At 71.9% G+C, this 19,226-nt stretch carries 17 protein-coding genes and 1 pseudogene; 8 read left to right on the forward strand and 10 right to left on the reverse strand.

Annotation, left to right across the window (positions count from 1 at the left end; translation table 11 throughout):
• Positions 1 to 8: 8 nt before the first annotated feature.
• Positions 9 to 719 carry a methyltransferase domain-containing protein gene (locus ABT245_RS24375; RefSeq protein WP_351736906.1) on the reverse strand — a complete coding sequence of 237 codons (711 nt, stop codon included), beginning with the start codon at positions 717 to 719 and terminating at the stop codon, positions 9 to 11.
• A 186-nt stretch (positions 720 to 905) separates the two neighbouring features.
• On the opposite strand from ABT245_RS24375, the gene ABT245_RS24380 reads away from it, so the two are divergent.
• Complete coding sequence (locus tag ABT245_RS24380) at positions 906 to 2,873, forward strand: helix-turn-helix domain-containing protein (protein WP_351736908.1); 1,968 nt, start codon at positions 906 to 908, stop codon at positions 2,871 to 2,873.
• Here ABT245_RS24380 and ABT245_RS24385 read toward each other — a convergent pair.
• Positions 2,849 to 3,988 (reverse strand): IS701 family transposase, encoded by a 1,140-nt coding sequence (locus ABT245_RS24385; protein WP_351736910.1) that lies wholly within the window; start codon positions 3,986 to 3,988, stop codon positions 2,849 to 2,851. The genes ABT245_RS24380 and ABT245_RS24385 overlap by 25 nt on opposite strands.
• 232 nt (positions 3,989 to 4,220) lie before the next feature.
• Here ABT245_RS24385 and soxR point away from each other — a divergent pair, with 232 nt between their 5' ends.
• The gene (soxR, locus tag ABT245_RS24390) at positions 4,221 to 4,676 is read left to right on the forward strand and encodes a redox-sensitive transcriptional activator SoxR (protein WP_351736912.1); all 456 of its coding nucleotides are present in this window, start codon (positions 4,221 to 4,223) and stop codon (positions 4,674 to 4,676) included.
• On the opposite strand, the gene ABT245_RS24395 is transcribed toward soxR, so the two are convergent.
• Positions 4,639 to 5,658 (reverse strand): Gfo/Idh/MocA family protein, encoded by a 1,020-nt coding sequence (locus tag ABT245_RS24395; protein ID WP_351736914.1) that lies wholly within the window; start codon positions 5,656 to 5,658, stop codon positions 4,639 to 4,641. The genes soxR and ABT245_RS24395 overlap by 38 nt on opposite strands.
• Positions 5,655 to 6,962, reverse strand: a complete 1,308-nt coding sequence (locus tag ABT245_RS24400) for an NDP-hexose 2,3-dehydratase family protein (protein WP_351736916.1) — start codon at positions 6,960 to 6,962, stop codon at positions 5,655 to 5,657. The genes ABT245_RS24395 and ABT245_RS24400 overlap by 4 nt, the downstream gene beginning before the upstream one ends.
• Before the next feature lie 257 nt (positions 6,963 to 7,219).
• Here ABT245_RS24400 and ABT245_RS24405 point away from each other — a divergent pair, with 257 nt between their 5' ends.
• The 4 genes from ABT245_RS24405 to ABT245_RS24420 all read left to right on the forward strand — a co-directional run bounded on the left by ABT245_RS24405 (position 7,220) and on the right by ABT245_RS24420 (position 11,032).
• On the forward strand, positions 7,220 to 8,692 hold the full coding sequence (locus ABT245_RS24405; RefSeq protein ID WP_351736918.1) for an MFS transporter: 1,473 nt from the start codon (positions 7,220 to 7,222) through the stop codon (positions 8,690 to 8,692).
• 103 nt (positions 8,693 to 8,795) lie between these two features.
• Entirely contained in the window at positions 8,796 to 9,101 is a 306-nt protein-coding gene (locus ABT245_RS24410) for an antibiotic biosynthesis monooxygenase family protein (protein ID WP_351736920.1), read from the forward strand.
• 33 nt (positions 9,102 to 9,134) lie between these two features.
• Positions 9,135 to 10,034, forward strand: a complete 900-nt coding sequence (locus ABT245_RS24415) for an LLM class flavin-dependent oxidoreductase (protein WP_351736922.1) — start codon at positions 9,135 to 9,137, stop codon at positions 10,032 to 10,034.
• A gap of 185 nt (positions 10,035 to 10,219) precedes the next feature.
• Positions 10,220 to 11,032 (forward strand): AfsR/SARP family transcriptional regulator, encoded by an 813-nt coding sequence (locus tag ABT245_RS24420; protein ID WP_351736924.1) that lies wholly within the window; start codon positions 10,220 to 10,222, stop codon positions 11,030 to 11,032.
• A gap of 91 nt (positions 11,033 to 11,123) precedes the next feature.
• Here ABT245_RS24420 and ABT245_RS24425 read toward each other — a convergent pair whose 3' ends face one another.
• Positions 11,124 to 12,254 carry a nucleotide disphospho-sugar-binding domain-containing protein gene (locus ABT245_RS24425; RefSeq protein WP_351736926.1) on the reverse strand — a complete coding sequence of 377 codons (1,131 nt, stop codon included), beginning with the start codon at positions 12,252 to 12,254 and terminating at the stop codon, positions 11,124 to 11,126.
• Positions 12,255 to 12,416: 162 nt separating this feature from the next.
• On the opposite strand from ABT245_RS24425, the gene ABT245_RS24430 reads away from it, so the two are divergent.
• Both ABT245_RS24430 and rfbB read left to right on the forward strand, forming a co-directional pair.
• Positions 12,417 to 13,478, forward strand: a complete 1,062-nt coding sequence (locus ABT245_RS24430) for a glucose-1-phosphate thymidylyltransferase (RefSeq protein WP_351736928.1) — start codon at positions 12,417 to 12,419, stop codon at positions 13,476 to 13,478.
• Positions 13,475 to 14,446: pseudogene (rfbB, locus tag ABT245_RS24435) on the forward strand (dTDP-glucose 4,6-dehydratase); the annotation flags it as partial. The gene ABT245_RS24430 and the pseudogene rfbB, both read left to right, overlap by 4 nt.
• Here rfbB and ABT245_RS24440 read toward each other — a convergent pair.
• From ABT245_RS24440 to ABT245_RS24460, 5 genes are read right to left on the reverse strand one after another with little or no spacing between them, the layout of a single operon-like run.
• Positions 14,436 to 15,527 (reverse strand): FAD-dependent oxidoreductase, encoded by a 1,092-nt coding sequence (locus ABT245_RS24440; RefSeq protein WP_502982180.1) that lies wholly within the window; start codon positions 15,525 to 15,527, stop codon positions 14,436 to 14,438. The pseudogene rfbB and the gene ABT245_RS24440 overlap by 11 nt on opposite strands.
• Positions 15,527 to 15,874 (reverse strand): hypothetical protein, encoded by a 348-nt coding sequence (locus ABT245_RS24445; RefSeq protein ID WP_351736932.1) that lies wholly within the window; start codon positions 15,872 to 15,874, stop codon positions 15,527 to 15,529. The genes ABT245_RS24440 and ABT245_RS24445 overlap by 1 nt, the downstream gene beginning before the upstream one ends.
• Positions 15,871 to 17,745 (reverse strand): anthranilate synthase family protein, encoded by a 1,875-nt coding sequence (locus ABT245_RS24450; RefSeq protein ID WP_351736934.1) that lies wholly within the window; start codon positions 17,743 to 17,745, stop codon positions 15,871 to 15,873. Before ABT245_RS24450 ends, ABT245_RS24445 begins: the two co-directional genes overlap by 4 nt.
• Positions 17,742 to 18,419 carry an isochorismatase family protein gene (locus ABT245_RS24455; protein ID WP_351736936.1) on the reverse strand — a complete coding sequence of 226 codons (678 nt, stop codon included), beginning with the start codon at positions 18,417 to 18,419 and terminating at the stop codon, positions 17,742 to 17,744. The genes ABT245_RS24450 and ABT245_RS24455 overlap by 4 nt, the downstream gene beginning before the upstream one ends.
• Positions 18,416 to 19,225, reverse strand: a complete 810-nt coding sequence (locus tag ABT245_RS24460; RefSeq protein WP_351736938.1) for a 2,3-dihydro-2,3-dihydroxybenzoate dehydrogenase — start codon at positions 19,223 to 19,225, stop codon at positions 18,416 to 18,418. The genes ABT245_RS24455 and ABT245_RS24460 overlap by 4 nt, the downstream gene beginning before the upstream one ends.
• Position 19,226 lies beyond the last annotated feature (1 nt).

Below are 19,226 nucleotides of genomic sequence, written 5' to 3' on the forward strand. Positions count from 1 at the left end.
GCGGCCGGTCAGCCTGCCGCGGTGATCAGTTCAAGCAGCGTGTACTCGATGTCCTCCGTGCCCTCCCGCACGGTCGCCGAGGCGATCGGGCGCAGGTCCCCGCCGTCGTCGGCGACGCTGCGGCGCAGCCGCGCGAGGTCACCGCGGCTGGAGAAGTGCAGGAGCACCCGGCCGCCTTCGGTCAGGCGCCGCGGGGCCTGTCGCAGATAGCGCAGGTGCGCTTCGTAGCCCGGGTCCACATAGGCCCGTTCGTGGATGTCGCGGTGCCGGTAGCCGGGCGGGGCCAGCACGAAGTTGGAGTGCCAGTACACGGTGTCGAAGCGGTCCGCTTCGGGAAGGCCCGCGAAGAGGTCGCTCCGCAGGGTCCGCACCCGTCCGGCGACACCGTGGCGCGCCGCGTTCATTTCGGTGTTGCGGACCGCGTGCGGGTTGATGTCGGCGGCTACGACACGGTCGCAGCCGGCGAGGGCCGCCGATACGGCGATGACGCCGGTGCCGCAGCCGATCTCCAGGAAGGAGCCACAGGGCGGCCGGCCGGACCCGGTGAGGCCGAGGAGGTCCATGGCCACACCGGTCGACGGGGAAAAGGGTGGGGCGAACACATCGTCCAGCAGGTCCCATCGCCGGCCGTGCAGCGTGAAGACCTCGGGCCGGTCCTTGTGGCTGCGTGCGGCCTTGCTCCGGGCGAGCGAGCGTTCGTAACTGCGGACGCCCTTCATCGGTCCCCTCCCCTGGGTTCGCGGGCGCCTAGCCCCCGCCTTGTGCGCACCGCGATCCATCGCGCCTGCCATTGTGTGCAAGGTCATGACCACGCAACAGGTGGTGCCATGACAAGGTTGACGGTCCCTTGTAGTGCTCGCGTCACCACTGGGCGTCACGGCCCACCCCCTTGGAGAGGAAGGACCATGTCCCCTGCGCCCCGTCGGCTTCCCACGGTGCTGGACGTTCTGACCGCACTCGCCGAGCAAGGAGCCGCACATCGGCTGGACGAACTGCTCCCCGACGCCAGGACGCTCGGCGCGAGCCCGCGTCAGATGCAGGAACTGGAGCAGGCGGTGGTGCTCGGCTCGTCCGTCCTGGACCGGTTCACGCAGGCCCAGGACAGGGAGGCGAGGCTGGTCTCGCTCGTGGACACCTCCCGTGATCTGGCCGAGGTGATGGCCGAGAGCGTGCAGGGCACGCTGCGCACCGCGGCGCAGCGGGCCCGCCGATTACTCCGGGTCGACCTCGCCTATCTGGGTCTGTACGAGCAGGCCGACGGGTCGATCACGGTCGTGGCGTCGGAGGGCGACGTGACGGCGCTGAACATAGGGCTGCGGGTCACCGCCCCGTTCGGGATCGGGCGCGCCGCCCTGGACAAGGGGGCACCGTTCTCCACCTCCGACTATCTGGCCGACTCCTCCATCGAGCACTCGCAGGAGATCGACCAGGTGGTACGCGCGGAGGGCCTGCGCGGGATGGTGGCGGTGCCGTTCCGGTCCTCCGGCGGGGTGTCGGGAGCCCTGTACGCCGCGCATCGCGAGGTGCGCTGGTTCACCGCCCAGGAGATCAGCTCGCTGTCCACGCTCGCCTCCCTGACCGCGACCACGATCGGCACGGCACGGCTGATCGAATCGCTCGGCGCGCAGAAGGCGGAGCTGGAGCGCGACGGCGCCCAGGCATGGGCCATCGTCGGCGCGCACCGCCGGATGGAGGCGGCGTACGACCATCTGCTGACCCTGGTGGACGACGGCAGCCCGCTGGAGACGATCACCGAGGTGGCGGCGACCGCGCTGGGCGGGGCGCTGGCGGTGCGCGAGCTGGGCGGCGAACTGCTCGCCGCGCACGGCCGACTGCCCGAGTACGAGGACGAGCTGCTCACCCAGCGCAGTCTCGACGCGATGGCGGCGGGCGAACCGGTGCCGCTGGACGACGGGGCGTGGGTGGCACCGCTCACCGGCGGCGGCGATCCGCTGGGCACGGTGCTGTTCCTGCCGGACACGCCGTTCACCGGGCAGCGGGGTCCGCGCTCGCTGCGGCTGGTGGTCAGGACCATCGCGCTGTCCCTGCTGCGCGACCGGAACCGGGCGACGGCCGAGGGACGCACCCGCGACGCCCTGTTCGAGGCGCTGCTTGCACCGGACTCCACGGGCCTTGCGTGGCGGCAACTCGGGGAGCAGGCGAGCCGGCTGGGGATCGCACCCGAGACGCCGTACGTCGTGGTCGTGGCACGTCCGGAGGGCGGTTCGCTGCGGCGGGCGACCGCGTGGGCGACGTCGTACGCGCATCGCAAGCAGGGACTCAAGAGCGTGCGGGGCGACTGTCTGTCGTTGCTGCTGCCCGGCGGCGACGCGGCGGCCGCCGCGCAGGCCGCGCACAAGGAGCTGTCGCCGCTGCTGGGTGTGCCGGTGACGGTGGGGGCGGCGGGACCGCGGACGGGCCTGCTGGAGGCGGCGGGGCTGCACGCCGACGCCCAGCGCTGTCTGACCGCGCTGACCGAACTCGGCAGCCAGGGCAGCGTCGCCACACCGGAACAACTGGGCTTCCTGGGCGTGTTGTTGACGGATGTGCTGAGCGTTCCGTCGTATGTGGAGTCGGTGCTCGGACCGGTGCTGGCCCACGACGCACAGCGCTACACGGAGTTCGCCCGCACGCTGGAGGTGTACTTCGCGGCCGGGGCGAGCCCGCGGCGGGCGGCCCGCGTGCTGCACATCCACCCGAACACGGTCGCCCGCCGCCTCGACCGCATCACCGAACTGCTCGGCGAGAACTGGCAGGAGCCGGGGCGCACCCTGGAGATCCAGCTGGCGCTGCGGCTGCACCGGACCCGCAACACGCTGCTCGGCCGGCTGCCGCGCACGGCCCGGCGTCAGGCGGACAGCGGCAACTCGTAGGCGGTGTCCGCTACGGGGGCCGCCGACAGGGTGTGGGCCACGGAGGCGAGGGTCATGTGCCGGTGCCAGCCCGGGAAGGAGCGGCCCTCGAAGTCGCGCAGGCCGACGCGGTCGCCGAGCGGCTCGCCGTCGACGCGGACCCGCGCCGCGTACTTGGTCAGGCGCAGCAGTGTGCCCGCGGAGGCGCCGCGCACCCAGGTCAGCCACAGGGCCGCGGGCGGGCGCCGCGGATCGGTCCACTCGCCGAGCAGCAGCAGCCGGTGCCCGGCGGCGGCGCGGCCCGCGCGGACCGGGACGGCGGCCACCAGGGAGGTGCGGCGCACCGGGGTGCGGCCGGGGTCGGGCCAGGTCACCGGGCGGCGCAGTCCGCGCAGCGCTTGCAGGATCTGCCCGGCGGGCAGCGGGCCGGCGCCTGCGCCCGGCAGCGCGGGGTCCGCGACGGCGAGCGGGGTCCGTGCGGTGATCCGGGCGAGGAAGGGCACACCGGCCCGGGTGAACGCGTCGGCGACGGCGCCGGGCCGGGCCGTTATGTGATCCAGCGCCACCGGGCGTCCCGTGGTGCGGCCCGTGCCGCCGATGGCCAGGGAGACGGCGCACTCGTCCAGGTCCTCCGGCGCGGCGGACGCGGGTATCTCGGCGCGGGCGCGGCGCCGGGCCTCGCTCAGCCAGCTGTCCGGCAGGTGCAGCCGCCAGTCCACGGGGGCGGCCAACTGCTCGGCGGCGCACCACAGGCCGAACGCCAACTGGCCGTGGACGGACTGGCCCAGGCCGGGCACATAGAGCCGGTCCACACCGACCGAGTGGGTGCCCGCCTTGGGAATCGGCAGGGCCCGCACCGTCCACACATGCCGCGGGGCGCGTTCGGTGAGCGCCTCGGCGAGGGCCGCGCGCACGGGCGCCCAGTCCCAGGTCGAGCTGGTGATGAAGTGGTGCAGGCTCTGTTCCGTCGAACCGTCGCCCGCGCCGCTGAGCGACGCGGAGATGTTGCGCACCGATTTGCGGCCCTCGGTGGCGAGCAGCCCCGTGAGATAGAGCTCCGCCTTGGTGCGCTGGTCACGGCGGCGCAGGGACGCGAAGAGCCGGGAGGACAGTTCGGGTCCGGCGGATGCGATCACGATGCTTCTTCTCCCGCTCACAGGGGCACGGTCACCACGAGATGTGTGTCTCCACCGTCGGTGCCGGGGCCCTTCGGCGGGAGGGCCGCCGACCACACACTTAGGTGCTCCCCTCGTTGTCCAGGTCACCGGGGAGCAGCGGTGACCTGGGGGAACGTCCGGTGCCCCGGTGACATGACACAGTTCGTGCGCGTCGATCGGGAGGACGGCCCAAGCCTCATAGCGTGTGCGGATGGACCGAGAACCGTCCCGTCCGCCGGCCAAGGAACTCACCGTAGGGGAGCTGTCGGCACGTAGCGGCGTGCGCCCTTCGGCACTGCGTTTCTACGAGCGCGAGGGGCTGATCCACAGCCGTCGTACGGGCGGCAACCAGCGGCGCTACCGCCGGGACACGCTGCGCCGGGTCGCCGTCATCAGGACCGCGCAGGCGGTGGGGATCTCGCTGGCCGCGATCCGGGAGGCGTTCGCCGAACTGCCGGAAGGCCGCCCGCCCACCCGCGAGGACTGGGCCAGACTGGCCCGCTCGTGGCAGCCGGAACTGGACGCCCGTATCCGTCAGTTGCGGGGATTGCAGCAGCGGTTGACGGAGTGCATCGGCTGCGGCTGTCTGTCGCTGGAACACTGTGCGCTGTCCAATCCGCACGATGTGCTCAGCCGCCAGGGCCCGGGGGCGCGCCGGCTGCCGTGATCTGCCGGGCGGCTCGGGCGGCGGCCGCACGGACGTCGTCGGTCAGGCGGGCGAGGTCCGCGGAGTGCTGTGCCGCCGCACGGCAGGACTCCGGGTCGCGGACCGCCGCGGCGAACGCGGCGACGGCCGCCGCGCACTGATCGGCCGCCGGGAGTCCGACGCCGCGGACGACGCCGTCCCGCTCCACGCTCACATCGGGCCGGTGGTCCGCCGGCGGAGTGAAGGCCCGGTTCACGGTGATACGTCCCCTAGCGCCCCACAGTTCATAGCGGGACGTGTAGGCGTGCTCCATACCGAAGGACAGCTGGGCGCACACCCCGTCGGCGCGGCGCAGCAGCACTGAGCCCTCTACGTCGACGCCGGTGGAGCCCTGCCGCAGGACGGCTCCGACGACGGTGAGACCGGTGCCGAGAAAGTGCTGCGCGGCCCTGAGCGGATAGACGCCGACGTCGAGCAGCGCGCCGCCGCCCAGGTCCGGCCGGTGGCGGATGTCGTCGGCGGGGCGCGGCGGGATCGCGAACGCGGCGGACATCTGCCGGAGTTCGCCGATCTCGTCCTGGAGCAGTCGGCGGACCCGCTCGTGCTGCGGATGGTGCACGAACAGGAAGTTCTCCACGAGGGCGAGCCCGCGTCCCTCGGCCCGCCGCACGGCCTCCAGGGTGAGGCCGGCGCGGGTGGTGAGGGGCTTCTCCGCCAGGACGTGGTGCCCCGCGTCCAGGGCGCGCAGCACCCACTCGGCGTGCAGCGCGTTCGGCAGCGGGATGTAGACGGCGTCCAGGCCCGGGAAGTCCAGCAGCCGCTCATAGCCCGGCACGGGGCTGCCGCCGAAACGCGCGGCGACCTCACGGGCCGCCGCCGGGCGGCGGCTGGCGACGGCGGCCAGTTCGATGTCCGGGCTGTCGGCCATGGCGGGCAGCATGCGGCGCAGCGCGAACTCGGCGCAGCCCATGACCCCCACGCGTACGGGCCGCTGCGGTCTCATGCGATGAACCCCATGCAGGTCAGCAGATTGCGTGTCTCCACGTTGAGCAGCCCCCCGTACTGGTTGAGCCGGGCCAGCTGGCCGCAGGTCGCCCAGTGGAAGCCGTCCGGGACGTCGACGGGGAAGTCGTCGGGGACCTCGACGGCCCGGTAGCGGTTGCGGGCGTGGTAGAAGCGGCCGCCCTCCTCGGAGTGCACCACGTCGAACAGCACGCGGTCGGGGTGCGCGGACAGCACGGTATCGAGGTAGCGGGGGCGCACACCGTCGGTGAGATGCGCGTAGTTGCCCGGGCTGCACTGCACGGTCGGGGCGATCTCCACGCCGTCCGGGGTGCCGGCCTCGGCCCTGGCCTGGACGAGGACGTGCGGGACACCGTCGATCCGGCGGACGACGAAGGCGACGACGCCCTCGCCGCAGGGCGCGAGCATCGGCTGGGACCAGTGGGCGACCTCACGGTTCTGGGCCCGTACGTCGACGCCGACGACACGGAAGTAGCGGTCGTGCTCGTGCCGCAGTTCCTCGTCGGTCATCCGCCAGCCCTCGGTCTTGGCGAGCGGGACGGTGCGGCGCGTCGTACGGTCCATGGTCTTGTGGTGGGTCAGCCAGTTGAGCAGGTCCGCCTGGGGGTGGGCGGGGGCGCCGCGAAAACGCCCGCCCGCGGGCAGCAGCGCGTCCGGAACGTGCGACAGAACGGTACGGGTGTCCATGTTGACCAGGTCGTGCACCTTCAGCAGCTCGCCGATCTGGTCCAGGGAGAGCCAGCAGAAGTCGTCCAGGACCGGGATGTCGTCGTCGATCAGCAGGACGATGTTGCGGTTGCGCTTGGCCAGGAACCACGAGCCCTGTTCGCTCTGCAGCGCGTCGGCCAGCGGGCGGCCGTGTCCCCGCGCGATGAACAGCTCCAGGTAGGGCACCGCGCGCCCGCGGTGGACGCGGGTGTAGTTGCTCCGGGTCGCCTGCACGGTCGGGGAGAGCTGGAGGGTGTTGATGTTGCCCGGCTCCATCTTGGCCTGGAGCAGACAGTGCGGCACGCCGTCGAACTCCTTGACCAGGATGCCGAGGACACCGTGTTCCGGCTGGTTGATGATCGGCTGCTGCCAGTGCCCGACCTCGCGGCCCGAACCGGTCACGTCCAGCCCGTGCACCGTGAAGAAGCGGCCGCTGGTGTGGTGGAGATCGCCGGTGACCGGGTCCGCGGCCCAGCCGTCGAGCCGGTTCAGCGGCGCCGGGGTCACCCGGTACTCGTTCGCTTCGTGACGTTTCGCAAGCCAACGGTGGAAGTCCGCCAGGTCCGTGAACACCATCGCACTCTCCTTGGGAGACCGTCGTGGGGCGGCCGGCGGGGGCAAGCCCCGGCCGTCGGGACCAGGCTCGCCCACCGCCCTAGAGACTTCCTGACGGGAATCTGGGCCCCTTACCCGACCTGACGAAGTGCGCGAGCCGCACTGGACCTCAACCGAACTTGACCTTCTACGTTCGGAGCTGTCCGCGTCACATCCGGGAAGGGAAAACGATGAGCACAGCCGGAACGAAGTCATCTCCACCACAGTCGAGTCCGGCCATGACGCTCGTCGTTGTGCTGCTCGGCGTCCTCGTCGTTCCCATGTCCATCTCCGGGGCGGCCGTGGCGCTGCCGGACATCGGCAAGGACCTGGAGACCTCGGGCGCCCCCCTGATGTGGGTGGTGAACATCTACAACCTGCTCTTCGCGGCGATCACGCTCGTCGCGGGCTCGCTGTCCGACCTGTTCGGACGGCGCCGGATCTTTGTGCTGGGCGGCGGGCTGTTCGCCGTGGGCTCGCTGATCAGCGCGCTCGCACCGCACATCGCGGTGCTCGACCTGGCACGCGCCGTCGCGGGCGTCGGCGCCGCGGGCGTCCTGGCCAGTTCCGGTGCGATCCTCGCGACCACGTTCGACGGGGCGGCGCGCACCCGCGCCTTCGCCGCCATGGGCACCGTGGTCGGCATCGGCATCGCCTTCGGTCCGACGCTGTCCGGCTGGCTGGTGGGCAGCCTCGGCTGGCGCGCCAGCTTCCTGTTCTACGTGGTGGTGCTGGTCTTCGTGCTGCTGGGCACGGTCAAGGTCGGCGAGTCGCGGGCCGGGGAACGACCGCGCGTCGACGTCCCCGGAGTGATCTCCTTCGTGCTCGGACTGGCCCTGGTGATGATCGGCCTGGTGCAGGGGCCGGAGAGCGGCTGGGGGCATCCGCTGATCGTGGTCAGCCTCGTTCTCGGCGTGGCGCTGCTCATCGTGTTCTCGATCGTCGAGCGCCGCAGCGCCCACCCGGTCCTCGACCTGACCCTGATCAAGAACCGCCGCTACACCGGGTGGTGCGTCGGCACACTGATCACCTCGATCGGATTCGTCGGCACGCTGACCTATCTGCCGACCTACTTCCAGGGCGCGAGCGACGCCTCGGCGACCAGCGCCGGTGTGACCATGCTGCTGATGACGGTGCCGGTGCTGGTCGCCCCGCAGATCGGCGGCTGGCTGATCACCCACGGCTTCCCGCCGCGCATCCTGATGATGCTCGCCCTGCTGTTCATCGCGGCGGGCAGCGCATGGCTGACCGTCCTGGAGCCCGGGATCGGCGCGGGCCGGCTCGTCGGGCCGCTGGTCGTGATCGGCATCGGCATGGGCATCTCGTTCGGTATCACCGACGGCCAGGCCATGAGCCAGGTCGAACCGGAGCGGGCGGGCATGGCGGCCGGGTTCCTCAACACGATCCGCGGCGGCGCCGAGGCCCTCGTCCTGGCTATCTTCGGGTCCCTGCTGGTCAGCCTGATCCAGAGCCGGGTCGGTTCGGCGCACCTGGCCAAGGAGATCTCCGCGGGCAATCTGCCCGACGGCCCCGAACACGCCGTGCTCGCCGACCACTTCACCAGCGCCTGGCACATCGTCCTGTGGTGGGTGGCGGGTGTCTGCGCCGTCGGCGCCGTCCTGGTGGTGGCGATGCTCGCCGGCTCCACCGCGCCCCGTGCCGCGGGCCCGGCCCCGAAGCGCACGTCCGAGTCCGAGAACCAGCCCGCCTGAGACCGACGGCCGGAGCCGGAGCCATTCCCCCGTCGCCGGCTCCGGCCGTCCCCCCGCTCACCGTCAGGTCCGGCCCGCCACCCGCACACCCCTGGGAGCCCGCATGTACGTCATAGCCAACCGGATCACCGTGACCGGTTCGACCGAGCTGTACGAGGAGATCTACGCCCGGGGCGGCGCCTTCATGGAGCGGCAGCCGGGGCTGATCCGCCATCAGCTGGTGCGGTCGCTGCACGAGCCCGACGTCTACTTCTCGCTCGCGCTCTGGGACGACCAGGAGTCCTTCGAACGGTGCGCGGCGCTCGCGGAGTTCCAGCAGATCTTCGGCCGGACCAAGGGGCTAGTCGACATCGATCACCACCGCTGCGCCGTCGTGAGCATGGGGGAGCCGGCCCCGGCCGCGCAGTGACCGCCGTCCCGATCGTCCGCCGAAGGAGAACTCATGGTCAAGACAGGCATCTCGTACTCGTCCCTCAGCGCGCCCGACGGCTCGCTGCCCACCCCGCAGGAGGTGGCACTGCGCGCGGAACAGACCGGCCTCGACTCCCTGTGGGCCAGCGACCATCTGGCCACCGGTGCCCCGTTCCTGGAGAGCACCGTGGCGCTGGCCGCGGCTGCCGCCGCCACCAGCAGGCTCGAAGTGGGCTTCGGCGTATTGCAGTTGGCCCTGCGCAGACTGTCCTGGACCGCCAAGCAGATCGGTTCACTGCACGCCCTGGCACCGGGCCGGCTGCACCTGGGCGTCGGCCTGGGCGGCGTACCGGCCGAGGAATGGCAGGCCGCCGGGGTACCGGTCGCCGAGCGGGCCCGGCGCACCGACGCGGCGCTGCGCGCGCTGCCCTCGCTGCTGGCAGGCCGGGCGACGGAGCTTTTTGACCTGCCCCGCACCACGGTGGCCCTGGCCCCCGCGGTGCCCGTCCCACCGGTGTGGATCGGCGGCGGGTCACCGGCCGCCCTGCGCCGTGCCGCGACACTCGGCGACGGCTGGCTGCCGGCCGCGATCACCCCCGAACACGTCGCCGAAGGGCGGGCGGTTTTACGGGAGTTGAGTGCCGAGGCCGGGCGGTCGGTGTCGCGTGTCACGGTCACCGTGTTCGCCGCGCTCGACGGGCACATGGGCGGACTCTCGCACGACGCGCTGGTGGACGTGCTGCACGGACAGTTCGGGTTCCCGCGTGAACTCGCCGACGCGGTCGCGGTGTCCGGGCCGCCCGAACTGATCGCCGAGCGCATCACGGCATACGCGTCCGCGGGCGCCGAACACGTCGTGGTCTGCCCCGTCGGCGGTTCCTGGGAGCAGCAGATCGAACTCCTCGGGAAGGCACGTCAGTTGATCTCCTGATTGCACAGCGGGGCCGACAACGCATTGTGTCCGGCGTCCTCGGCCACCTGACAGAATATCCCCGGTTCCGTTGCATCCCGGTCGATCCGTGCCAGAAAGTGGGGGCCTCACGCGGCAGGATCCGAACTGCCCCATATCGTTCAGGGGAATCAATGGAATTTCGTGTCCTGGGGCCGATCTCCGCCATGGACGATGGGATCGAGTATCTTCCGACGGCGCCCAAGCAGCGGCATCTGCTGGCGCTGTTACTGCTTCACGCAAATCTTCCGGTGTCCACCGAGATATGCAGTCAGGAATTGTGGGAGAACAGTCCACCGCCGAGCGCCTTGCCGACCCTGCAGACCTACATCCTGCAGATCCGTCGCTCCCTCGCCCGTTCACCCTCGATCTGCTCATTGAAGTCCGCCCGGAAGAAACTGGTCACGGGCTCGCGCAGCTATCGCATCGTCACCGAACCCGACGCCCTCGACCTCACCTGCTTCAACCGCCTGCTCCAGGAGGGCCGGGTGGCACAGCGGGCCGGTGACGACCGGGCCGTGTCACGGATCTTCCGCGCCGCGCTGTCCCTGTGGCGAGGTGAGGTCCTGGCCGACGTGACACCGGGGCCACATCTGCGCGAGCGGGTGAACAGCCTCACCGAGATGCGGCTCGGCATGATGGAACAGTGCTTCGAGGCCGAGCTGCGACTCGGCCTGCATCACCAACTCCTCAGCGAACTCGGCGCGTTGTCCGCACGGCATCCACTGAACGAGAACCTCACCGCCCAGTACATGCTGGCCCTGTACCGGTCCAGCCGGCAGGTGGAGGCCCTGGAGGCGTTCCACCGGCTGCGGCGGATCCTCGACGAGGAACTCGGCATCGAACCGTGCCTGCGCGTCCGGCTGCTGCACGAGGCCATCCTCACGGGCGACCCCCGGCTCGACACCGACCTCGTGGACGGGCTCACCCCGAGCCGGGAGAGGGCGGCCGCCGGCTCCTTCGCCCGCCCCTCGTGGTGAGGGCCGGGCGGACCGTCCCCGCGCACGCGAGGCCGCGGGGCGGCACCGTGAACCCGGTGCCACCCCGCGGCCGTGTCCGTGGTCCGTGCGGTCAGCCGGCGAGGTCCTCCAGGGCGCCCACGACCTGAGCGGGCAGCGGCATGCCGGCGATCTCCGCGGCGAGCGCCTGCGAGCGTTCCCGATAGGAGGGGTCGCCGAGGATCTTCTCGCAGGCGGCGACCACGGCGTCCTGCGAGTCCTCGCCGTCCGGCACCATCAGCGCGGCCCCGAAGTCGACGAGGCGGCGCGAGGGCGGCACCAGCTTGGGCATGTTGGGGATGAGCAACTGCGGTACGCCCGCGTTCATCGCCGTCAGGGCCGTGCCACCGCCCGCGTGGTGCACGACCAGATCGCAGGTGGGCGCGACCACGTCCAGCGGCATCCAGCCGGCCCGCACATGGTGCAGCCCCTCGGTCAGCTCGCCCGCGACCTCGTCGGGCACGGCGATAAGCAGTTCCGTGGCCAACGCGCCGACCTTGCGGGCCAGTTCACGCACATAGTCGAAGTACTGATGGCGGCTGACCCGGCTGCCGGCGGTCACCAGAATCCGCCGGCGCTCCCCGGGGACGTACATCCACGGCTCCAGGGCGCGCTGTCCGTTGCCGGGTACGTACCGCATCGGCTGCGCGTCGAGGGCACCCCGGGGGCGCAGGCTGGGCGGGCAGATGTCGATGTACAGGTCGTGTTCCGGCAGCCCGTCCAGGCCCAGCGCGGCCAGCTCGGGCCCCATGACGCTCGCCGCGGCGCCGTCCACCTCGGGCGGCTCGCCGGTGTCCCAGGCCTGCCGCACATAGGGGACGCCGAGGGCCTTCGCGGCCAGCGGCGCGGCGAAGCAGAGCATGCCGCCGACCACGAGGTCGGCCTTCCAGGCGCGGCCCAGCTCGATCAGCGCGGGCAGGCTGCCGGCGGCCATCCGGCCGAAGCCGCGGCCGATGAAGCGGATGTGCTCCTGCGGGTCCTGCGGCCACTGAAGGGCCTCGCCGGAACGTCCGGTCGTCATGAAGTCACGGATCGAGCGCGTGGTGACGGGGACGCCCGGCAGCCCGGCGCCGGCGGCCACCGGCATCATCTCCTCGGTGGAGGCGAGGAACACCTGGTGTCCCGCGTTCCGCGCGGCCGTGGCGAGCGGCGCCAGGCCGAAAATCGTCGCCGGGCTTCCCCCGGCCAGAAAGAGAATATGCATGGCGGTCACCCTAGGAATGCGTTCTAGGGAAATCCCAGAAGATTTCTGGAGGCCGTTCGCCGGCCTGCCCTGGCGGGCCGCTAACACTTCTCAAGGGCACCGCAAGACCGTTGCGGCATTGTCATTCCCGGCGCTTCCCCACCTATTGAGTGAGAGGTTGCAATGAAAGCACTCGTCCTGTCGGGTGGAATGGGAACCCGGCTCCGCCCGCTGACCCACTCGATGGCCAAGCAGTTGGTCCCGGTGGCCAACAAACCGGTCCTGGTGCACTGCCTGGAGAACATCCGCGCCATCGGCGTGACGGAGGTCGGCATCATCGTCGGGGACCACGCGGCGGAGATCGCCGCCGCGGTCGGCGACGGCGCGCGGCTCGGCCTGCGGATCACCTGCATACGGCAGCAGGCGCCACTGGGTCTCGCGCACTGCGTGGCCATCGCCGAGGACTTCCTGGGCGACGACGACTTCGTGATGTACCTCGGGGACAACGTGCTCGTCGAGGGCATCGGCGAGGCCGCCGAGTCCTTCGTGGCGCGCCGCCCGACCGCCCAGATCATGGTCACCAAGGTGCTGGACCCGCGGCAGTACGGTGTCGCCGAGGTCGGCCCTGACCGCGTCGTGCGGGCCCTGGTGGAGAAGCCGCGGCACCCGCGCAGCGATCTCGCCGTCATCGGCGTGTACTTCTTCACCCCGCTCATCCACGAAGCGGTGCGCGCCGTCCCGCCCGGCGCGCGGGGCGAACTGGAGATCACCGACGCCATCCAGCACCTGGTCACCCAGGGCCGCACGGTCACCGCCGTGGAGTACGCCGGCTACTGGCAGGACACCGGGAAGATCGACGGCCTGCTGGAGTGCAACCGCGTGCTGCTCGACCGGGTCGTCTCCGACGTACGCGGCCGGGTCGACGAGGAGAGCGTGCTGAGCGGCGCCGTGATCGTCGAGCCCGGCGCCACCGTGGTGCGCTCCCGGCTCACCGGACCGCTCGTCGTGGGCGCCGACACCGTCGTCCAGGACAGCCGGATCGGCCCGCACACCGCGCTTGGCGCCGGCTGCACCGTGCACGGCGCCGACATCGAGGACTCCATCCTGCTGGACGGCGCCGTGCTCGACGGGGTCCGGCCGGTGCGCGCCTCGCTGATCGGCCGCGGCGCGAAGGTCACCTCGCCGCCCGGCACCCGCGCGCACCAGCTCGTGGTCGGCGACGACTGCCGGGCGGTGGTCGCGTGACACACCGCGTCCTGGTCACCGGCGGCGCCGGGTTCATCGGCTCGCACTTCGTGCGCGGCCTCCTTGAGGGCCGTCACGAGGGATACGAGAACGCCGAGGTGACCGTCCTCGATCTGCTCACCTACGCCGGCAACACCGCCAATCTGCCGCTGGACCACCCGCGGTTGACGCTGGTCAAGGGCGACATCTGCGACGAGGAACTGGTGCGGACGCTGCTGCCCGGCCACCGCGAGGTCGTGCACTTCGCGGCCGAGTCGCACGTGGACCGCTCGCTGCTCGGGCCGCGCGCCTTCGTACGGACCAATGTGCTCGGCACACAGACGCTTCTGGAGGCCGCCCTGCACTGCGGCGTCCGGACGTTCGTGCACATCTCCACCGACGAGGTGTACGGCTCCATCGAGACGGGCACCTGGGACGAGGCGCAGCCGCTGCTGCCCAACTCCCCCTATGCCGCGTCCAAGGCATCCTCGGACCTGCTGGCCCGCGCCTACTGGCGCACCCACGGCCTGGACGTGCGGATCAGCCGCTGCTCCAACAACTACGGTCCGCGCCAGCACCCCGAGAAGCTGATCCCCCTGTTCACCACCAACCTGATCAGCGGCCTGACCGTGCCGCTGTACGGCACCGGCCGCCAGATGCGCGAGTGGCTGCACGTGGACGACCACTGCCGCGCCGTGCATCTGGTGCTCACCCGGGGCCGGGCCGGCGAGATATACAACGTGGGCGGCGGCACCGGCCTGACGAACCATGAGATCACCGAACGGCTCCTGGACCTGTGCGGCGCGGACGCCTCCCGGATCCGGCTCGTCACCGACCGCAAGGGCCACGACCTGCGGTACGCGATCGACGACTCCAAGATCCGCGAGGAACTGGGCTACCGGCCGCTGAAACCGTTCGACGTCGGACTGCGGGAGACGGTCGAGTGGTACCGCGGCCACGAGGACTGGTGGCGCCCGCTCAAGCAGGGCGGGCCCGGCCCGCGGGGTGGTAAAGGCGCTCGCCCATCTGGCGCGCGACCCGCTGCGTCCTGGCCGTCCGCTCGCGGCGCGCGGCGGCGTACTTCTCCAGCCGCTGCGGTACCTCGTCGAGCCCGGCCCCGTCGAGCAGTCCGCCCAGCACCACCGCGTCCTCCAGCGCCTGGCAGGCGCCCTGGGCGGCGTACTGGAGCATGGGATGCGCGGCGTCGCCGAGCAGGGCGACACGGCCCTCGGTCCAGGTCCCGACGGGATCACGGTCGCACAGCACCCAGGTGCGCCAGTCACGGCCGAGGTCCAGCAGCCGACGGGCGAAGACGCCGAGGCCGGGGAACTCCCCGAGGACCCGCTTCCTGGGTACCGGCAGCCCGGCCACCGCCTCGCGCGCGCCGTCGTCCCGGGTGACCGCGAGATTCAGGAACTCGCCGGAGGCTATCGGGTAGTGGACGAAGTGCCACTTCGGCCCCGCCCACAGCGTGACGGCGTTCCAGCGCAGCTCCCGGGGCACCGTGTCCATCGGCACGACGGACCGGTAGATCGTGTGCCCCGACACGCGCGGTTCGCCGTCGCCGACGAGCTGGCCGCGCACGGTGGAGCGGATCCCGTCGGCGCCGATCAGGGCATGACCCCGCACCCGCTCACCACCGGCCAGCACGGCGCTGATGTGCGCCGCGTTCTGTTCGTAGCGCACCAGACCGCTGGCCACCCGCAGGCCGACCCCGGCGTCCCGGCAGGCATCCAGCAACGGCCGGTGCAGGTCGGCGCGGTGCACAACGGCGTACGGGTTGCCGAAGCGGGTCACATACGCGCCGGTCAGCGGCATGGCGGCGATCGTCTCGTCCGTGGTGCCGTCCATCAGGCGCAGGGCGTCGATGCGCACGGCACGGTCACGGACGGCGTCGCCGACGCCGAGCCGGTCCAGGGCGTGGAAGGCGTTCGGGCCGAGCTGGATACCGGCCCCCAACTCACCGAAGGCATCCTGGCGTTCGAGTACGGTGACCCGGCATCCGGCCCGGGCCGCGGCCAGGGCGGCGGCGAGCCCTCCGATGCCGCCGCCCACCACGATGAGGTCCATCACGCGGCAGGGCTCCTCTCCGCGTAGGCGAGACCGAGCCCCGCGAGATCCGGCGTGCCGTGCCGGCCCTCGGTGGCCGCCTCCACGTCGAAGACATGCACCTCCGTGGGCGGACGGCCGATGATCTCGGCGGCGCGCGCCGGCAGCTGCTGTGCCGCGGCCTCGGCGGACTCCCACAGGAAGATCGCGCCCCAGCGGCCGGTCGGCGCATCGGATATCCACACCTTCAGCCGCAGGCCCGCGACCTGAGCGAACCGGGCGACGGCCTCCTCGCGCAAAAACGCCCGCAGCGACGCCGCGTCGCGTCCGCACGACGCGAGATCCCACCAGGCAACGACGGCCTTCACGACCTGAGCACCTCCTTGATCAGCGAACCCACGATGCGCGGGCCGTTCTGGGTGAGCAGTGACTCGGGGTGGAACTGCAACGATGCGAAGCCCGGTCCGCGCAGGGCGTGCACCTCACCGCTGTCCGGGTCCCGGCAGACCTCCACCGCGCCGACGCCGCCGACGTACACCTTGTCGTCGGTGGCGTGCGCGGCGAAGGTGTTGTAGAAGCCGGCCCTGACCCGCTCGCCGAACAGGTCGATACACCGCTGCTCGCCCTGGCTGGGCCGGGACCGGCGGCGCACGTCGAGCCCGAGCAGCGAGGCCAGCACCTGGTGACTGAGACAGACCCCGAGGAACGGCAGCCGGCGGTCCAGGAGTTCATGCAGGCTCCCGCGCAGATGCACGATCTTCGGATGGCCGGTGTCCGTGGGATCGCCAGGACCCGGGCCCATGACGACGAGGTCGTGTGCGCCGAGGACATGTGGCTCGTCGTAGCGGCGCACCGTGACCGCCATGCCGAGCGCGTGCAGCTGATGGGCGAGCATGGCGGTGAAGGTGTCCTCGGCGTCGATGACCAGTGCGGTCCGCCCGCCGAGACCGGCTGGCGTGTCGTCCGCGCCGGAGGCCAGCCAGAAACCGGCGACGCGGGCGTTGCGGCGGGCGAGTTCGGCACGCACCTCGGGGTGGTCGGCGAGCCCGCCGCCGCGGCCGGCGAGCGCGTCGAGCAGCCCGGCCGCCTTGGCCCGGGTCTCGGCGACCTCGGCGGCGGGATCGGAGTGCCGGACCAGGGTGGCCCCGACCCCGATCTCGACCCGGCCGTCCCCGGCCATGTCCGCGGTGCGGATGAGGATGGCGGAGTCCAGGGCCGGCTCGCCCCGCTCGTCACGTCCGATGAGCGCGGCGAGTCCCGCGTAGTAGCCGCGCCCGCCCGGTTCGTACCGGGCGATGACACGGGCGGCGTTCTCCAGCGGGCTGCCGGTGACCGTCGGGGCGAACAGGGTCTCGTGCAGGATGTCGGGGATCGCGCGGTCGCAGCGGCCCTCGATGAAGTACTCGGTGTGGGCGAGCCGCGCCATCTCCTTCAGCCGCGGGCCCACCACCCGGCCGCCGCCCTCGCAGATGCGGCCCATCATCTTCAGTTCCTCGTCGACGACCATGTACAGCTCGTCGGTCTCCTTGGTGTCCCGCAGGAACTCCATGACCTCGTCGAGGACCGGGCCGGTGGGCGGGTAGCGGTAGGTGCCGCTGATCGGGTTCATCACCGCCCGCCCGGCGTCCAGGCTGAGGTGCCGTTCCGGGGAGGCACCGACGAGGGTGCGTTCCCCGGTGTGCACCAGGAACGTCCAGTACGCCCCGCTCTCCTGACCGAGCAGCCGGCGGAAGAAGCGGACGGCGGTGTGCGCGTCGTGGCCGTCGACCTGGGCCACGAAGGAACGCTTCAGGACGAAGTTGGCGCCCTCGCCGGAGCCGATCTCGTCCTCCACGACGCGCCGGACGGCCGCCGCGTAGGTCTCGTCGTCGGGTTCGAAGCGGCCACCGCGCAGCGCGGCGGGGACGGCGGGGACACGGGCGAGCACATCGGCGAGCGCCACGCGGGCCTGCTCGCGCACGACGAGCGCGGTGAGCGGAGTGCCGTCGTCGGGTGCCGCGTAACCGCGTTCGGCGAGCTGCCGGTACGGCACCAGGGCCAGAACGTCATGGCGTGCCGCGGCGCCGCCCGGGCCGGGCGCGGGATTGGACAGGGCCGAGAGGGCGGACAGCGTGTCCAGGGTCACGGTGTCACCCGCCAGCACCTCCACGACACCGGTGCCCGTGGCCTCGGGCCGGTACAGCAGCGCATAGGCGGCTACGGCCCCGCCGAGCACCCGCTCCAACAGGGCGTCGGTCATTCCCGCTCCCTGCACCCGGCGGCCGCACGCACCTCGGCGTCGAAGTGCTCGGCCCCGATGACGACGGCGCACCGCCGGGCCGCGTACCACAGGGCCATGCGGTGCTCGTCCACGCCGAAGTCGGCGACCGCGTCGGCCACGACGAACGGCTGGATGTCGTACGAGAACGCCTCGCACGCCGTCATCAGGACGCCCACATGGGCGTACACACCGCAGACGACGAGCTGATCGCGCCGCTCCCGCCGCATCCAGTCGAGCAGCCGGGTGTTGACGAAGGCGCTGTAGCGCCATTTGGTGAAGGTGTGATCGGCCCAGGACGGCGCGAGATCGCCGACGACCTCACGGTCCTCGGCCGACGGGGTCATGCCCGGCCCCCAGAAATCCTTGAGGAGACCGCGCTGACGCGATGTCATACCGCCTGGCTGGGCCGTGTAGGCGACGGGCATCCCGGTGTCGGCCGCGGCGCGCCGCACCAGCGCGGTGTTGGCGATCAGCGGTGTGCGCACCGATTCCGGAAAGGGCCGCAGGAAGAAACGCTGCATGTCGTGGACGAGCAGCGCGGCGCGCCGCGGATCGGGCGTCCAGCGCGCCGTGTTGGCGGGCAGTTCACCGGGGCCCGGCAGCGGATAGCCCTCGATCGCGGGGATGCCGGGGGCGGGCAGCGCCCGGGTCATGCGGACACCCCCAGTGCGGCGCCGCCGTCGACGGTGAGGGACTGCAGCGTGATGTGCCGCGCCCGGTCGGAGAGCAGATAGACGACGGCGTCGGCGACATCGCCGGGACGGGCGATCCGGCCGAGCGGGATGCCCACCCGGTACTCGTCGGCCACGCCCTCCAGGGTGCCGGTGCGCCCGGACGGCTCGCGCCACAGCGAGGCGAGCATGGGGGTCTCGGTGGAGCCGGGCGCGACGATGTTGCAGCGGATGCCGTGCCGGGCCACTTCCAGGCCGAGGCATTTGGTGAACATGGTCGCGGCGGCCTTCGACGCCGCGTACGCCGCCATGTCCGTGCGGGGCGTCGCTGCGGCGTTGGACGCGACCGTGACCACGGCACCCGGGCGGCGCGCGTCGAGCATACGGCGCACCACGGCACGGGAGACCAGGAAGACACCGGTCGCGTTGACGGCGAAGGTGCCGGCCCAGTCCTCGTGGCTGAGGGTGTGGGCGCGTCCGGGCCTGAGGACCCCGGCCGCGTTCACCAGGCTGCCGACGCCGCCGAGCCGGCGCTCGACATCGTCGAGCAGCGCCTCGACCGCCCGTTCGTCGCTGACGTCGGCGGTGAACGCGTGGACGTCGAGCCCGTCGGCGCGGGCCTTCTCCGCGAGGACGTCGGGCCGGGCCTCGGCCCGGTCCACGGCGGCCACGGTGACACCGTGCTCACCCAGGGCCCGTACGATCGCACTGCCGATGCCGCCGGCCGCGCCGGTGACCAGGGCCGTGTTCCGGGGCAGGTCCGATTTCGGATTCAACTTGCCTCCCATG

It is taken from the genome of Streptomyces sp. NPDC001508 (assembly GCF_040298665.1).
Classification (GTDB): Bacteria; Actinomycetota; Actinomycetes; order Streptomycetales; family Streptomycetaceae; genus Streptomyces.

What these genes read in the sequence shown, in the direction of transcription:
- ABT245_RS24375 (WP_351736906.1), bottom strand. Translation starts at nt 719, where the DNA reads ATGAAGGGCGTCCGCAGTTACGAACGCTCGCTCGCCCGGAGCAAGGCC.
- ABT245_RS24380 (WP_351736908.1), top strand. Translation starts at nt 906, where the DNA reads ATGTCCCCTGCGCCCCGTCGGCTTCCCACGGTGCTGGACGTTCTGACC.
- soxR (WP_351736912.1), top strand. Translation starts at nt 4,221, where the DNA reads ATGGACCGAGAACCGTCCCGTCCGCCGGCCAAGGAACTCACCGTAGGG.
- ABT245_RS24395 (WP_351736914.1), bottom strand. Translation starts at nt 5,658, where the DNA reads ATGAGACCGCAGCGGCCCGTACGCGTGGGGGTCATGGGCTGCGCCGAG.
- ABT245_RS24400 (WP_351736916.1), bottom strand. Translation starts at nt 6,962, where the DNA reads ATGGTGTTCACGGACCTGGCGGACTTCCACCGTTGGCTTGCGAAACGT.
- ABT245_RS24405 (WP_351736918.1), top strand. Translation starts at nt 7,220, where the DNA reads ATGACGCTCGTCGTTGTGCTGCTCGGCGTCCTCGTCGTTCCCATGTCC.
- ABT245_RS24410 (WP_351736920.1), top strand. Translation starts at nt 8,796, where the DNA reads ATGTACGTCATAGCCAACCGGATCACCGTGACCGGTTCGACCGAGCTG.
- ABT245_RS24415 (WP_351736922.1), top strand. Translation starts at nt 9,135, where the DNA reads ATGGTCAAGACAGGCATCTCGTACTCGTCCCTCAGCGCGCCCGACGGC.
- ABT245_RS24420 (WP_351736924.1), top strand. Translation starts at nt 10,220, where the DNA reads ATGGACGATGGGATCGAGTATCTTCCGACGGCGCCCAAGCAGCGGCAT.
- ABT245_RS24425 (WP_351736926.1), bottom strand. Translation starts at nt 12,254, where the DNA reads ATGCATATTCTCTTTCTGGCCGGGGGAAGCCCGGCGACGATTTTCGGC.
- ABT245_RS24430 (WP_351736928.1), top strand. Translation starts at nt 12,417, where the DNA reads ATGAAAGCACTCGTCCTGTCGGGTGGAATGGGAACCCGGCTCCGCCCG.
- ABT245_RS24440 (WP_502982180.1), bottom strand. Translation starts at nt 15,527, where the DNA reads ATGGACCTCATCGTGGTGGGCGGCGGCATCGGAGGGCTCGCCGCCGCC.
- ABT245_RS24450 (WP_351736934.1), bottom strand. Translation starts at nt 17,745, where the DNA reads ATGACCGACGCCCTGTTGGAGCGGGTGCTCGGCGGGGCCGTAGCCGCC.
- ABT245_RS24455 (WP_351736936.1), bottom strand. Translation starts at nt 18,419, where the DNA reads ATGACCCGGGCGCTGCCCGCCCCCGGCATCCCCGCGATCGAGGGCTAT.
- ABT245_RS24460 (WP_351736938.1), bottom strand. Translation starts at nt 19,225, where the DNA reads ATGGGAGGCAAGTTGAATCCGAAATCGGACCTGCCCCGGAACACGGCC.